Genomic DNA, 15093 nt, shown 5'->3' on the forward strand with positions numbered 1-15093 from the left:
CAGTATGACCCGCCCCTGCCATCCCCCCCACCCCGGCCCGGGGTGGTCCGCCCGGCGCCGGCGCTGTAAGGGGGGTCAACCAACCCCAAAAAACTGGGGCCCCCCCCCCCCCTGGGGGGGGGCGCGGCCCCCCCCACGAAAGGGGCCTCTCGGCGTCAGCCTTATTAAGCCCTTCCGGGCCAGGGTGGGCTGCTGAGGAAAAGATCCCATGGTGATGGGATCAGTTGGTGGACAATGGGGTCCACATGGTGAGATAGGGTTGTTGCTCGTTGACACCCATCTTGCCAAGAGGGAAAACTGAACGCATGACCTTCGTTACCGCCGGCACCGTAGTCGTCGTCCTTACCAAGCGCGTGGCACATTAGCCCCCTGGTAACGAACCGTCACGCGCAAACCCCTCACCAGCCGCCAGGCCGAGGGGTTTTTTTATTCCCACCGTTCCAAACCAGTTCCAAAACCAGAGAAGATCCACAAGGAAGAGTCCGATGAGCAAAGGATCGCCCATCAGCCCCTCGCTGATGGCCACCAAGTCCGCTGGAGCCGCCAAGGCTCCGGAACGCGCCGACCGGACGGCTGACCATGCCGCCGTCGTCGCCGACCTTGCCGCCGTCTCTCCTGTCCTTGGGCCGAACAACGTCGTACCCCCGACGGTGATGACCGGCTCGCAAGCAATCGTCCGCTCGCTCGAAGAACTCGGCGTCGACGATATTTTCGGTTTGCCTGGTGGCGCGATCCTGCCCACCTACGACCCCTTGATGGCCTCCACCATGAACCACGTGCTGGTCCGTCACGAACAGGGAGCCGGCCACGCCGCGCAAGGCTACGCCATGGTCACCGGCCGGGTGGGCGTCTGCATCGCCACCTCGGGCCCCGGCGCCACCAACCTCGTTACCGCCATCATGGATGCCCACATGGACTCCGTGCCCCTGGTGGCCATCACCGGCCAGGTATCCAGCGGCGTGATCGGCACCGACGCCTTCCAGGAAGCCGACATCGTGGGCATCACGATGCCCATCACCAAGCATTCCTTCCTGGTGACCGATCCCAACGACATCCCGCACGTCATGGCCGAGGCCTTCCACCTGGCTTCCACGGGGCGCCCCGGTCCCGTGCTGGTGGACGTGGCCAAGGACGCCCAGGTGGGACAGATGACCTTCTCCTGGCCGCCGAAGATCGACCTGCCCGGCTACCGGCCGGTCACGCGCGGACACAACAAGCAGGTGCGGGAGGCCGCCAAGCTCATTGCCGCCTCCACCAAACCCGTGCTGTACGTGGGCGGCGGTGTGGTCAAGGCCCACGCCTCGGCCGAACTGTTTGCCCTCGCCGAGGCAACCGGAGCCCCTGTGGTGACCACCCTGATGGCCAAGGGCGCGTTCCCCGACTCGCATCCGCAGCACGTGGGCATGCCCGGCATGCACGGCAGCGTTTCCGCCGTCACGGCCCTGCAGCAGTCTGATCTGCTGATCACTCTCGGCGCCCGTTTCGACGACCGCGTCACCGGTGTGCTGAAGACCTTCGCGCCAAACGCCAAGGTGATCCACGCCGATATCGATCCCGCCGAAATTTCCAAGAACCGCACCGCCGACGTACCCATCGTCGGGTCCGTCAAGGAGATCATCCCTGAGTTGACCGAGGCCGTGCGCAGCCAGTTCGAGGCCACCGGAGCCCCGGACCTGACCACCTGGTGGGCGTTCCTGAACAACCTCAAGGAAACCTACCCGTTGGGCTGGACGGAGCCGGACGATGGCCTGATCGCCCCCCAGAAGGTCATCAAGCGGATTGGTGAACTGACCGGACCCGAAGGCGTGTACGTGGCCGGCGTCGGCCAGCACCAGATGTGGGCCGCCCAGTTCATCAAGTACGAGCGCCCCCACGCGTGGCTGAACTCCGGCGGCGCCGGCACCATGGGCTATGCCGTCCCGGCCGCCATGGGTGCCAAGGTAGGGGAGCCGGACCGTGTTGTCTGGGCCATCGACGGTGACGGCTGCTTCCAGATGACCAACCAGGAACTGGCCACCTGCGCCATCAACAACATCCCCATCAAGGTTGCTGTCATCAACAACTCCTCCCTGGGCATGGTGCGGCAGTGGCAGACCCTCTTCTACGAGGGCCGCTACTCCAACACCGACCTCAACACCGGCCATGACACCGTCCGCATCCCGGACTTCGTTAAGCTGGGGGAGGCCTACGGCTGCGCGTCCTTCCGCGTAGAACGCGAGGAGGACATCGACGCCACCATCCAGAAGGCCCTCGAGATCAACGACCGCCCCGTGGTCATCGACTTCGTGGTGAGCCCCAACTCCATGGTGTGGCCGATGGTGCCCGCCGGCGTGAGCAACGACCAGATCCAGGTTGCCCGCAACATGACCCCGGAATGGGAAGAGGAAGACTGAGCATGAGCCGCCACACACTCTCTGTCCTGGTAGAGGACAAGCCCGGCGTCCTGACCCGCGTGGCCAGCCTCTTCGCCCGCCGCGCCTTCAACATCAACTCCCTGGCCGTTGGCCCCACCGAAGTGCCGGGCGTGTCCCGCATGACGGTGGTGGTCGACGCCGACGGCGACCTCATCGAGCAGGTCACCAAGCAGCTCAACAAGCTGATCAACGTGATCAAGATCGTTGAGCTCACCCCAGAATCTTCCGTACAGCGCGACCACATCCTGGTCAAGGTACGTGCGGATGCCGCAACACGCCTGCAGGTAACCCAGGCCGCAGACCTGTTCCGCGCCTCAGTGGTTGACGTGTCCACCGACTCCGTCGTCATTGAGGCCACCGGCCACCCGGAAAAGCTCACGGCACTGCTCTCAGTGCTGGAGCCCTTCGGCATCCGCGAAATTGTGCAGTCCGGCACCCTGGCCGTTGGACGGGGATCCCGCTCCATGAGTGACCGGGCGCTCCGCTCCGCCTAGGCGTCACGCCATGGCGGCACCGCGCCCGTAACCGCAGCACCGCAAGACCACTACCTACACAACACTCAAGAGGAGTTACGCAAGTGACTGAAATGTTCTACGACGACGACGCCGACCTGTCGATCATCCAGGGCCGCAAGGTTGCCATCGTTGGCTACGGGTCCCAGGGCCACGCCCACGCACTCAACCTGCGCGATTCCGGCGTCGAGGTCGTCATCGCCCTGAAGGACGGCTCCAAGTCGGCCGCCAAGGCACAGGATGCAGGCTTCACGGTCAAGAACGTTGCCGACGCCGCCGAATGGGCCGATGTCATCATGATCCTGGCACCGGACCAGCACCAGCGCGCGATCTACAACGACTCCATCAAGGACAAGCTGACCCCGGGCAAGGCCCTTGCCTTCGCGCACGGCTTCAACATCCGCTTCGGCTACATCCAGGCACCGGAGGGCGTTGACGTCATCCTGGTGGCCCCGAAGGCGCCGGGCCACACCGTTCGCCGCGAGTTCGAAGCCGGCCGCGGCATCCCGGACATCATTGCGGTCGAGCAGGACGCCTCCGGCAACGCGTGGGAGCTGGCCAAGTCCTACGCCAAGGCCATCGGCGGCACCCGCGCCGGCGTCATCAAGACCACCTTCACCGAAGAGACCGAAACGGACCTCTTCGGCGAGCAGGCAGTCCTTTGCGGCGGCGTCTCCCAGCTGATCCAGTACGGCTTCGAGACCCTGACCGAGGCCGGCTACCAGCCGCAGATCGCCTACTTCGAGGTGCTGCACGAGCTCAAGCTCATCGTCGACCTCATGTGGGAGGGCGGCATCGCCAAGCAGCGCTGGAGCGTTTCCGACACCGCCGAGTACGGCGACTACGTCTCCGGTCCGCGCGTCATCACCCCCGAGGTGAAGGAAAACATGAAGGCCGTCCTGGCCGACATCCAGTCCGGTGCATTCGCCAAGCGCTTCATCGAGGACCAGGACAACGGCGGCGTGGAGTTCAAGGAACTGCGCGCCAAGGCAGAGCAGCACCCCATCGAGGCTGTTGGCCGCGAGCTGCGCGCCCTGTTCTCCTGGCAGCAGCAGGACGTGGACTACGTGGAAGGCTCCGCAGCCCGCTAAGGCTGCCTTCGCCACCATTCAGACCCAACGGTGAGGCCGGGTTCACACTTAACAATGTGAGCCCGGCCTTTCCGTCGGCCTAGACTTGTTTCATCCCCAGGACTGCAACGCAGAGGATCAGCCGTGTCAAAACCCGTAGTACTGCTCGCCGAAGAACTCTCCCCCGCCACCGTCGAGGCCCTTGGCCCGGACTTCGAAATCCGCCAGACCGACGGCGCCGACCGTTCCCAGCTGCTCTCGGCGATCAGCGACGTGGATGCCATCCTGGTCCGCTCCGCCACCCAGGTGGACGCCGAAGCGATCGCCGCGGCCAAGAACCTGAAGGTCATAGCCCGCGCCGGCGTTGGCCTGGACAACGTTGACATCAAGGCCGCCACCCAGGCCGGCGTGATGGTGGTCAACGCCCCCACGTCCAACATCGTGTCCGCCGCGGAACTCACCGTGGGCCACATCCTCAGCCTGGCCCGCCACATCCCGCAGGCCAGCGCCGCCCTCAAGGACGGCGAATGGAAGCGCTCCAAGTACACCGGCATCGAACTGTTCGAAAAGAAGATCGGCATCATCGGCCTGGGCCGCATCGGCGCCCTGGTTGCCGCCCGCCTCAAGGGCTTCGACACCAAGATCCTGGCCTACGATCCCTACATCACCTCCGCCCGCGCCGCCCAGCTGGGCGTGCAGCTGGTCACCCTGGACGAGCTCCTGGCCCAGTCCGACTTCATCACCATCCACATGCCCAAGACCCCCGAGACCGTGGGCATGCTTGGCGCGGACGCCTTCCGGAAGATGAAGAACACCGCCTACGTGGTCAACGTGGCCCGCGGCGGCCTCGTTGACGAAGAAGCGCTCTTCACGGCCCTGCAGGACGGCGAAATCGCCGGCGCCGGCGTGGACGTCTTCGCCAAGGAACCCAGCACCGACCTGCCGTTCTTCAAGCTCGACAACGTGGTGGTCACCCCGCACCTGGGTGCCTCCACGGATGAAGCCCAGGAGAAGGCCGGTGTTTCCGTTGCCAAGTCGGTCCGCCTGGCCCTCGCCGGCGAACTGGTGCCGGACGCCGTCAACGTTGCCGGCGGCGTCATTGCCCCAGACGTCCGGCCGGGCATCCCGCTGATCGAAAAGCTGGGCCGCATCTTCACCGCGCTGACCCACGCATCCCTGACCCAGTTCGATGTGGAAGTGGCCGGCGAAATCTCCTCCCTCGACGTCAAGGTGCTCGAACTTGCAGCTCTCAAGGGAATTTTCGCCGACGTCGTCACCGAGCAGGTCTCCTACGTCAACGCCCCGGTCATTGCCGAGCAGCGCGGGATCAACGTCCGCCTCATCACCACCCCTGAGACTGAGTCCTACCGCAACGTCCTGACCCTGCGCGGCGCCCTCAGCGACGGCAGCCAGATCTCGGTGTCCGGCACCCTGACCGGCCCCAAGCAGATCGAAAAGCTCGTGGGCATCAACGGGTTCGAAGTTGAAATTCCCATCAGCGAGCACCTCGTGGTGGTTGCCTACACGGACCGGCCCGGCGTCATCGGAACCATCGGACACATCCTCGGCATGAACAACATCAACATCGCCGGAATGCAGGTTGCCCGCTCCAACGAAGGCGGCCAGGTGCTCGCCCTGCTGACCATCGACAGCTCCGTTCCGCAGCAGGTGCTGGATGCCATCAAGGCCGGCATCGGCGCCGAAATGGTCCGCGAAGTGGACCTGGAAGACTAACGCGACACACCGGCCGAAACGCCGAAACCGCACCTTCGCCGGGGCATCTCCGGGCGGAGCCACGTATGATTGGCCGGTCTGCTTACAATGGCTTGGTCCTGATTCAGGACCGTAGCCGGCAGGCCGGCCAATACCCTTTGCACATCCGTCCGCCATGCTCCACGTCTGCCCGGGCGGATGGAGGTGCGCGCACGCAATCCAGGTTTCAGGGAGTTCCATGAACGCCGTCCAGAGGTTCATCAGAAGCAGGGTGCTGCTGTTGACCGCGGCCATCTTGATCGCAGCCATGTGCTTGTCGGTCCTCGTCCAAAGCCAGTCGCAGGCTGCGCTCAACCGGACGGTTGATGAGAATTCGAGGGGGCTCTACGACATCCTGGTCCAGGCCAAGGCGCCCTCCGGGGCGCTCCTGCAGCCGGAGATCGCCAACGGGGCCGGCGGCATCGGCTTCGACCAGCTGGACTCCATCCGGAAGCTTTCAGGGACCTCCGTCGCCGCCCCTATCAGCCTGGTCTCCCGCGTCACCCAGAACCTGGAAACACCCCGGCTGGACGCCATGGACTACCTCGGCTACAACGCAGGGCTGGCCGGCGCCTCCACGGCGGACCAGGCCGCCGGTGCCACGGCGCCGGACAAGTGGCCCGCGCCCGAATCCGTGCTGACGGACACCGCCAAGAAGTACCGGCTCACTGCCAGTGCCGTCAGCTCGGACGGGAAGTCGGAGCAGACCCTGTTCAAGACCACCGCTGAGGGCACCCTCGGTAAAGCCCGGCTCGTGGAGGAAAAGACGCAGGGTGGCACCAGCATCCGCATCGCCCCGCCTGCGGGGGAGACCGGCATCAAGTTCCCCGCCCCCGCCGGCGGCTCCGAGCACAACCTCTTCAACCTTTCCGTCGCACTGCCGCTCGCACCTGAGGTCACCGAGTCGGTCGTGGCCGTAGACCCCGCGGCAGAACGTGCCCTGTTGGGCTCGGCGGGTGACTTCCTGGCTCCGCTGGAGAAGGCACCCCCCGCCGACGCGCGCGACGCCGGCGCCGTGGGCCGCTACCTGCAGGGGCTGTTCAGCAGCGGCATCAGCATGGACCAGCTGAAGGAAGGACCCGACTTTCTGGGCGTCAAGCTCAAGTACTGGGCGCCCCTGATGACCCAGTACCAGCAGGCCAAGAGCAGCGGCCAGCTGACCAGCGGCTCGCAGGCCGTTCCGCTGATCGTGCGCTCCGGCACCTCGCTGGACCTGAAGTACAACGTCAAGATCGAGGAAATTGACGACGCCGGCAAGGTGGTCAAGGACGTCGGCACCGTCTCCAAGTCGCTGGGCAAGGATTACCTGCCTTTCGTTTCCAAGGATCCCTTCGTATTGTCGTGGCCCGGTTCAACGGACCACTCGTCCCTGCTGGGCAGCAACGGAAACTTCAACCCGGGCCTTTACACGCCCGCCAAATGGAGCACTGACTTTGCCGGCGCCCCCAAGTACACGGATGGCGGAACCGCCGCCAACGGCGCCGTGGACAAGACCGCAGTGCCCGGCGACTGGGTCACCGTCAACCGCCTGCCGGACAAGGCCGCCAACGGTGCTCCCGTCGACCAGACCCAGCGCGATCCCGTGGACGAGCGGTCCTACCGGGACAACCTTTCCACCGGCCAGCAGCAGGCCGCGCAGCCGCTGCCCATGGTCTACGGCACCTTCGACCCCGCTGCCGTCGCGGCAGCCTCGGGCGACGTCAACAAGCTCCCGCTGGGTGGCTACGATCCCACGCCCTTCACCCTGGTCAAGGACGCGTCCGGCAAGGACGTTCCGTCCGCACAGCTTAAGCCGTCGCTCAGCGCCACGGGACTGGCCAGCCAGTCCGCCGGTGCCATCACCGACTACTACGGACTCGCCGCCGCCCGCGGCTACAAGCAGAACGCTGCGGTCATCGACGCCATCCGTGTCCGCGCCAAGGCCCCCGGCAGCTGGAAGGACGCCCAGCCCGAGGTGGAGAAGCTCGCCGCAGAGATCCGGGACATGGGCCTGGACGCCACCGTGGTGGCCGGCTCAGCCCGCGAGGACACCAGTATTTTCGTGCCCGGCTACTCCAAGGACGACGCCGGCAAGGAATCGCCGCTGGGCACGGTCCAGCAGTCCTGGGTGCGCCAAAACGCCGCGGAAGCAGTCACCGGAGCGCTGTCCGGAACCAACATCACCCTGCTCTTCCTGACGCTGTGCGGAGCGGCCCTCCTGACGGGTGCCTCGACGGTGAGCTATATCCGCAAGCGCCGCAGGGAGGCAGGCACCCTTCGCGCCATGGGCTGGACCCAGCGGCGGATCCGCAGCTGGGTGCTTGAGGAATTCGGCGTCGGTGCGGTGCTGCTCGCTGCCGCAGGCCTGGTGCTGAGCCTGCTGAGCTGGAGCATTGCCACGGCCCTGGTGTGCGTTGCGGTCCTGGTCCTGTACTGCGGCGCGGCCCTGTTCGCCGCCCGTCAGCTGCGCCACCGCGACGAGATCGACCAGGAACCGCAGCATGACGAACGGCTCATCCAGGTCGATTCCCCGCTCACCTTCGCCAACCGCCAGCTGAGCACCAACAAGTTCAACACGCTGTCGCTGGCCGTCGCCGTCGGCGTCTTCGGTGCCGCCGTGGGCGGGCTGATCGCCCTCCTCATCGACATCCCGCGGGCAGCCGGCGCCAGTGCCCTGAGCGGCCTGGCCGCGGCCAGCGTAACGCTGCCCAGCATCCTGCTGGCGCTTGCCGGGGTGACCGTGGGACTGGTGCTCACGCTGGTGACCGGCCGCTTCGAACTCAACGCCAAGCGACAGTACCTGGGCATCCTCCAGGCCATGGGCTGGAACCCCGACATGCTCCGCCAGGTGCGGTTCTTCGAAAACGCACTGGTGGGAGCCGTGGCCCTGCCGCTGGGCGTGCTGGGCGCCCTGGGCATCGGCCTGCTGCTGGCACCCTACGCAGCCATCTGGGCTGCCGCCGCGGGGCTGGTGGCTGTAATTTGCTGGATACCGATTGCAACGAAAGTGGTCCAATGACAAACCCGACGAACGTCCAGCGCAGCCGCAGGAGCGGCTCCAACGAGGTCCCCCTGCAGACCCGGGCCAACACCATCGTCAAGTCGGCCGACCACGCCACCCCGCTGGAAATGCGCGACATCACCATCCGTTACGGCGGCGGTAAAGGCGGGGCCGAGGCCGTCAGCGTGGTGGAAGGCTTCGACCTGACCCTGCACGCAGGCGAGATGCACTGCGTCGCCGGCCGAAGCGGCTCCGGAAAGACCAGCATTTTGACTGTCGGCGCGGGACTCACCCTGCCGACGTCCGGCCGCGTTTTCTGGGAAGGTGATTCCCTCGAAAGCATGGGCGACGACGAAATCGCCGACCGCCGTCGTGCCCTCATCGGCTACGTGGACCAGGGCGGTGCCCTGATTGACGGCATGAGCGCCCTCGAAAACGTCCTCCTGCCCGCCGTCCCCGACGGCGAGGTGGACCAGCGGCGCGACATGGCCAAGGACCTGCTGGACCTGGTGGGCCTGGGCCGGCGCATGCGGCACCGTCCCGCACAGCTGTCCGGCGGCGAACGCCAGCGTGTGGCAATCGCCCGCGCTCTGATCCTGGGCACCAGGGTGCTGGTGGTGGATGAGCCCACCGCCTCCCTGGACCGTGCCTCCGCCAACCGCATCATCAGCATCCTGAAGGACACCACGTCCGACGGCATCGCCGTCCTGGTGGCCTCGCACGACCACGAGCTGGTCCGCCTGAGCGATACCCTGACAGAACTGATCTAGCCCACTCCATCGCACCGAAGGTAACCGTCCGCACCGTGACTGCTTCAGAGAAAACGCCGTTCTACATCACCACGGCCATCACCTACCCCAACGGCGTGCCGCACATCGGGCATGCCTATGAGTACATTGCCACCGACGCCATGGCCCGCTTCAAGCGGCTGGACGGCTATGACGTGATGTTCCTGACCGGCACGGACGAGCACGGCATGAAGATCGCCCAGACGGCGGAGAAGGAAGGCATCACCCCCAAGGAACTGGTGGACCGGAACGTCGCGGTCTACAAGGAGGCCCACTCCGCCCTGGGCATCAGCTACGACCGGTTCATCCGCACCACGGACGCAGACCACTACGCCGCCTCGCAGGCCATCTGGAAGAAAATGGAGGCCAACGGCGATATCTACCTCGACAAATACGAGGGCTGGTACTCCGTGCGAGACGAGGCGTTCTACGCCGAGGATGAGACCGTGGTGAAGGACGACGGCGTGCGCTACTCGAAAGAGACGGACACCGAGGTGACGTGGACGGCGGAGGAGAGCTACTTCTTCCGGCTGTCCGCCTACCAGGACAAGCTGCTGGCCCTCTACGAATCCCACCCGGAGTTCGGCGCCCCGCAGTACAGGTTCAACGAGGTCATCAGCTTCGTCAAGCGCGGCCTGGAGGACCTGTCCATCAGCCGGACCACGTTCGACTGGGGTGTTCCGGTCCCGGGCAACGACAAGCACGTCATGTACGTGTGGGTGGACGCGCTGACCAACTACCTCACCGGCGTGGGCTATCCGGACACGGAGTCGGAGAAGTTCCGGAAGTACTGGCCTGCCGACCTCCACATCATCGGCAAGGACATCTCCCGCTTCCACGCCATCTATTGGCCGGCTTTCCTGATGAGCGCGGGACTGGAGCTGCCCAAGCGGGTAATGATCCACGGCTTCCTGCACAACAACGGGGTCAAGATGTCCAAGTCCCTGGGCAACGTGGTGGCGCCGGCGGACTTCGTTGCGCAGTACGGCCTGGACCAGGTGCGCTTCTTCTTCCTGCGCGAGGTGCCGTTCGGGGCGGACGGCAGCTACAACCATGAGGCCATCGTGGGCCGGATGAACTCGGACCTGGCGAACAACTTCGGCAACCTGGCTCAGCGCTCCCTGTCCATGGTGGCCAAGAACTGCGCAGGGGCGGTGCCGGTACCAGGTGCTTTCACCGAGGCGGACTCTGCCATTCTTGCCCAGGCCAACGGGCTGCTGGATGCTGCCCGCGCCGCCTTCGACAAGCAGGAATTCAGCCGGGCCCTGGAGTCCCTCTGGGGCGTGCTGCACCATACCAACGCCTACTTCGCGGAGCAGGCGCCCTGGGTCCTGCGGAAGACCGACGTCGAACGCATGAATACCGTCCTGTACGTGACGCTTGAAGTGCTGCGCATCGTGGCCATCCTGGCCCAGCCCGTCATGCCCAACGCCACGGCCAGGCTTCTGGAGGCCCTGGGCCAGCCGGAAGGCAACGCCCGGCAGTTTGCTGCCATCGCCACGCCGATCGTGGCCGGCACAACCTTGCCTGCGCCCGCTCCGGTGTTCCCCAAGTTCGAGGAACCGGCGGAGTAAGCCACCCCCTGCCAACTAGGGCGGATGCGCTCCTGTCCAAAAGCTGAGACAGCTTGACCAGCATATGGATGTCTTGGCTACCCTGAAAACATGAGCGCATCCTCCATCGATCTTGCAGTTATTCCCGGCGACGGCATCGGCCCCGAAGTTATTGCCGAGGCCCTCAAAGTCCTGGAAAAGGCCGTCGCCGCGGAGGGTGCCGAGCTCAAGCAAACGCACTACCAGCTCGGTGCCGAGCACTGGCTCGCCACGGGGGAGACCCTCCCGGACCACGTCCTGGAAGACCTGAAGACCCGGGATGCCATCCTCTTTGGTGCCGTGGGCGCCGCTCCCGGCGACACGCGCATCCCTTCGGGAATCATCGAGCGTGAGCTGCTCCTCAAGCTCCGCTTCAGCCTGGACCACTACGTCAACCTGCGGCCTTCCCGGCTCTACGGCACGGTGGGCAGCCCGCTGGCCAACCCGGGAACCATCGACTTCATCGTGGTGCGCGAGGGAACCGAGGGCCCGTATGTCGGCAACGGCGGTTCGCTGCGGGCGGGAACCCCGCACGAGGTAGCCACGGAAGTGTCCCTGAACACGGCCCACGGCGTGGAGCGCGTGGTCCGCGATGCCTTCCGCCGCGCCAGCCTCCGGGAACGCAAGCACGTCACCCTGGTGCACAAGCACAATGTCCTGGTCTTCGCCGGGCACTTGTGGAAGCGCACGGTTGAAGCTGTCGCCCAGGAATTCCCCGGTGTCACCCACGACTACCTGCACGTGGACGCCGCCACCATCTTCATGGTCACCGATCCGTCCCGTTTCGACGTGATCGTGACCGACAACCTGTTCGGCGACATCATCACCGACCTCGCCGCTGCCATCACGGGCGGCATCGGCCTGGCAGCGTCCGGCAACATCAACATGGACCGGACTGCACCCTCCATGTTCGAGCCGGTCCACGGCTCCGCGCCGGACATCGCCGGGCAGGGCAAGGCAGACCCCACCGCGGCCATCCTTTCCGCAGCCCTCCTGCTGGACCACCTGGGCTACGCCGACGCCGCCCGCCGGATCGAAGCGGCCGTTGTTGCGGACGTCGAAAAGCGCGACGGCACGGCACGCAGCACCAGCGCCGTCGGCGACGCCATCGCCGCCGGCCTCTAGCTGTACTGCCCCGGCAGGTTGCCGGCGGCTTCGGGCGTAAGCTTGTCTCGAATCACCAAATGCCGCCTTGCAGTTCAGCGCTGAACCCGGGGCGGCCGATCGTGGAGGAACCATGACTCAGACCGCCCATGGCGTCGAATTCACCCGGCAGCCCTCGGAGAACCCGAAGTCCGCCGAAGAGCGTGCAGCCATCCTGGCAAACCCGGGATTCGGCAACTACTTCACCGACCACACCGCCATCGTCGACTACAGCGTTGACGCGGACGGCAACGGCGGCTGGCACGACGCGCGCATCGAACCCTACGGTCCGATTGTCCTGGACCCCTCCGCAGCCGTGTTCCACTACGGCCAGGAAATTTTCGAGGGGCTCAAGGCCTACCGGCACGCGGACGGCTCCGTCTGGACCTTCCGCCCCGAAGCCAACGCGGCACGCCTGAACAAGTCCGCCCGCCGGCTTGCCCTGCCAGAGCTGCCGGCCGAATACTTCCTTGGCGCGATCCGTGAACTGGTGGCCGTTGACAAGGAGTGGGTTCCTTCCGGCGACGGCGAGGCCCTGTACCTGCGGCCCTTCATGATCGCCACGGAGGCTTTCCTGGGTGTCCGCGCTGCGCGTGAAGTGTCTTTCCGGGTGATCGCATCACCTGCCGGCAACTACTTCGGCGGCGAACTCAAGCCGGTGTCCATCTGGATCTCGCGCCAGTACGCCCGTGCAGGCCGCGGCGGCACCGGCGACGCCAAGTGTGGCGGCAACTACGCTGCCTCCCTGATCGCACAGCAGGAAGCCGAAGCCAACGGCTGCAAGCAGGTGCTGTTCCTTGACCAGGCCAACGACAATGCTGTCGAAGAGCTGGGCGGCATGAACGTGTTCTTCGTCATGAAGGACGGCTCGCTGGCAACCCCCGCGCTGACCGGCACCATCCTGGAAGGCGTCACCCGCATGTCCGTTATCCAGGTGGCCAAGGACATGGGCCGCGAGGTGGCCGAACGCAAGATTACCCTCGACGAGTGGCGCGACGGCGTGGCCTCCGGGGAGATCACTGAGGTCTTCGCCTGCGGCACCGCAGCGGTCATCACCCCCATTGGAGTCCTGAAGGACGCCACCGAATTCATCGGCTCCGAGGACGCCAAAGCCGGCGAGGTAACCATGGCCATCCGCGAAAAGCTCCTGGGCATCCAGACCGGCGTCGAGCCGGACACACACGGCTGGCTCACCCGCCTGGCATAGTTCCGGGCTGCAAAGTACGACGGCGCCTGCCGGACTTTGGTCCGGCAGGCGCTGTTCTGCGTTACGGCCTACGGCGGTGATTCAGCGCCGCGCTGCCTTCCGTGCGGCGTTCTTCATGGCTTTGCGCGACACCGGCTTGAGTGCCTTGCGGGCTGCTTCCTCCGACAGGGCCCGGTTGCGTCGGGCGTCGACGATGTCGTTCCACAGCGTGGTGGCGAAGACACCGCCATCCTGGGCGTAGACATCGTACGGGTAGCCGGCGAAGACGGAGGGCGTGGCGCCGCCGGTGAACAGGTCTTTGTTGCCAGCCTTGGCCACGGCGTCGCCCAGAGCCCAGGTGCGGGTCAGGTGGCGGGTGAGGTTTTCCTGCACGAACACGTTGGCGTCGCTGGAACGGGATGCCTGGTCCAGCAGGGTTTCCAGGTCTGCGGCCAGGATTGCGGCGCCGGCCTGGTCCGCCGGTGCGGATGCAGCGTCCACTTCCGCAGTGATCGCGGCGACGGCTTCGGTCCAGTCGGCCGTCTCGCGGAACTTCTTCCAGGTGGGGAACCACACGATGCTGCCTGTGGCGTGATTGTGGACGTGCAGCAGGCCGGTGGCCTTTTCGGTAGCCGAGTGGTCGTGGCCGTCTGCGTCGGCTTGGGCGAGAAGGTCTGCGAGTGTTGCGGTGCTCATGGGAGATCCAGGCTTCCTGTGGGGAACGTGGTGCTGTCATCGGGTGCCAACCCGGGGCGCCCGCAGTTCTATTCCGCCATCCTGTGGTGGAGACGGACTGGGGAGGGGCGGCGCCGGATGCAAGGATGGTTCAGTGACCTCCCATCCCGGCCCCGCCCTGCAGCGCAGCTCCCCGCTGACCCGTTTCATCCTGGCCCCCAATCCCGGCCCCATGAGCCTGGACGGCACCAACTCCTTCCTTGTTGCTGCCCCGGGGCACTCCGCCCTGGTGGTGGTGGACCCGGGCCCCCTGGATGAAACGCACCTGTGCGCGCTGGCCGGGGCGGGCGACGTCGAACTTGTCCTGGTGACGCACCGGCACCCAGACCACACGGCAGGATCCGCACGCCTGCATGAACTGACGGGTGCGCCGGTCCGTGCCGCGGACCCGGCCCACTGCCATGGCGGGGGAAAGCCCCTGGCCAACGGCGAAGCCATCCATGCGGCAGGAGTGGACATCACCGTGCTGGCCACCCCGGGCCATACCTCGGACTCCGTCTGCTTCCACCTGCCGGCGGACGGTCAATGCGGATCGGTGCTCACGGGGGACACCGTCCTTGGCCGGGGCACTACCGTGCTGGACTATCCGGACGGCACCCTTGGCGAGTACCTCGCATCCCTGGACCGGCTGGAAGCCCTGGGGCCCGCCACGGTCCTTCCCGCCCACGGCCCCGTGCTGCCGTCCCTTGAGGCGATCGCCAGGGATTACCGGGCGCACCGGGAGGACCGGCTGGCGCAGGTCCGCGCCGCGCTGGGCCTGCTGGGCCGGGATGCATCCGTGGGTGAGGTGGCCGACGCCGTCTATGCCGACGTCGGACCTTCCGTCCGGCGGGCTGCCGAACTGTCCGTGGCCGCGCAGCTGTCCTACCTGCGCGGTGGCGCCGAAGGGCAACCCGGCGCCGGCGGGACGGTAGGGTAGGA

11 protein-coding genes are annotated in these 15093 nt (G+C 66.1%); 10 read left to right on the forward strand and 1 reads right to left on the reverse strand.

The window, feature by feature from the left end; all coding sequences use genetic code 11:
* Positions 1-485 precede the first annotated feature (485 nt).
* The 9 genes from J2X98_RS18600 to J2X98_RS18640 all read left to right on the forward strand — a co-directional run bounded on the left by J2X98_RS18600 (position 486) and on the right by J2X98_RS18640 (position 13458).
* Positions 486-2393 carry an acetolactate synthase large subunit gene (locus J2X98_RS18600; RefSeq protein WP_141941978.1) on the forward strand — a complete coding sequence of 636 codons (1908 nt, stop codon included), beginning with the start codon at positions 486-488 and terminating at the stop codon, positions 2391-2393.
* Positions 2394-2395: 2 nt separating this feature from the next.
* The gene (ilvN, locus tag J2X98_RS18605; protein ID WP_018768340.1) at positions 2396-2908 is read left to right on the forward strand and encodes an acetolactate synthase small subunit; all 513 of its coding nucleotides are present in this window, start codon (positions 2396-2398) and stop codon (positions 2906-2908) included.
* An 83-nt stretch (positions 2909-2991) separates the two neighbouring features.
* Positions 2992-4017, forward strand: a complete 1026-nt coding sequence (gene ilvC, locus J2X98_RS18610; RefSeq protein ID WP_141941976.1) for a ketol-acid reductoisomerase — start codon at positions 2992-2994, stop codon at positions 4015-4017.
* Positions 4018-4140: 123 nt separating this feature from the next.
* Positions 4141-5730 carry a phosphoglycerate dehydrogenase gene (gene serA, locus J2X98_RS18615; RefSeq protein WP_141941974.1) on the forward strand — a complete coding sequence of 530 codons (1590 nt, stop codon included), beginning with the start codon at positions 4141-4143 and terminating at the stop codon, positions 5728-5730.
* A gap of 217 nt (positions 5731-5947) precedes the next feature.
* Complete coding sequence (locus J2X98_RS18620; RefSeq protein ID WP_141941972.1) at positions 5948-8746, forward strand: ABC transporter permease; 2799 nt, start codon at positions 5948-5950, stop codon at positions 8744-8746.
* On the forward strand, positions 8743-9498 hold the full coding sequence (locus J2X98_RS18625; RefSeq protein WP_141160114.1) for an ABC transporter ATP-binding protein: 756 nt from the start codon (positions 8743-8745) through the stop codon (positions 9496-9498). Before J2X98_RS18620 ends, J2X98_RS18625 begins: the two co-directional genes overlap by 4 nt.
* 35 nt (positions 9499-9533) lie before the next feature.
* On the forward strand, positions 9534-11090 hold the full coding sequence (gene metG, locus J2X98_RS18630) for a methionine--tRNA ligase (protein ID WP_307311138.1): 1557 nt from the start codon (positions 9534-9536) through the stop codon (positions 11088-11090).
* A 90-nt stretch (positions 11091-11180) separates the two neighbouring features.
* Positions 11181-12233: a 3-isopropylmalate dehydrogenase gene (locus J2X98_RS18635; protein ID WP_141941967.1), complete on the forward strand. Its 1053-nt coding sequence runs from the start codon at positions 11181-11183 to the stop codon at positions 12231-12233.
* 112 nt (positions 12234-12345) lie between these two features.
* Positions 12346-13458, forward strand: a complete 1113-nt coding sequence (locus J2X98_RS18640) for a branched-chain amino acid aminotransferase (protein WP_307311144.1) — start codon at positions 12346-12348, stop codon at positions 13456-13458.
* A gap of 81 nt (positions 13459-13539) precedes the next feature.
* On the opposite strand, the gene J2X98_RS18645 is transcribed toward J2X98_RS18640, so the two are convergent.
* On the reverse strand, positions 13540-14133 hold the full coding sequence (locus J2X98_RS18645; protein ID WP_141941964.1) for a hypothetical protein: 594 nt from the start codon (positions 14131-14133) through the stop codon (positions 13540-13542).
* 133 nt (positions 14134-14266) lie between these two features.
* On the opposite strand from J2X98_RS18645, the gene J2X98_RS18650 reads away from it, so the two are divergent.
* Positions 14267-15091 (forward strand): MBL fold metallo-hydrolase, encoded by an 825-nt coding sequence (locus tag J2X98_RS18650; protein WP_307311147.1) that lies wholly within the window; start codon positions 14267-14269, stop codon positions 15089-15091.
* Positions 15092-15093: the final 2 nt, after the last annotated feature.

Origin of the sequence: Pseudarthrobacter enclensis (genome assembly GCF_030811655.1) — a bacterium.
In the GTDB taxonomy this organism is placed as follows: domain Bacteria; phylum Actinomycetota; class Actinomycetes; order Actinomycetales; family Micrococcaceae; genus Arthrobacter; species Arthrobacter enclensis_A.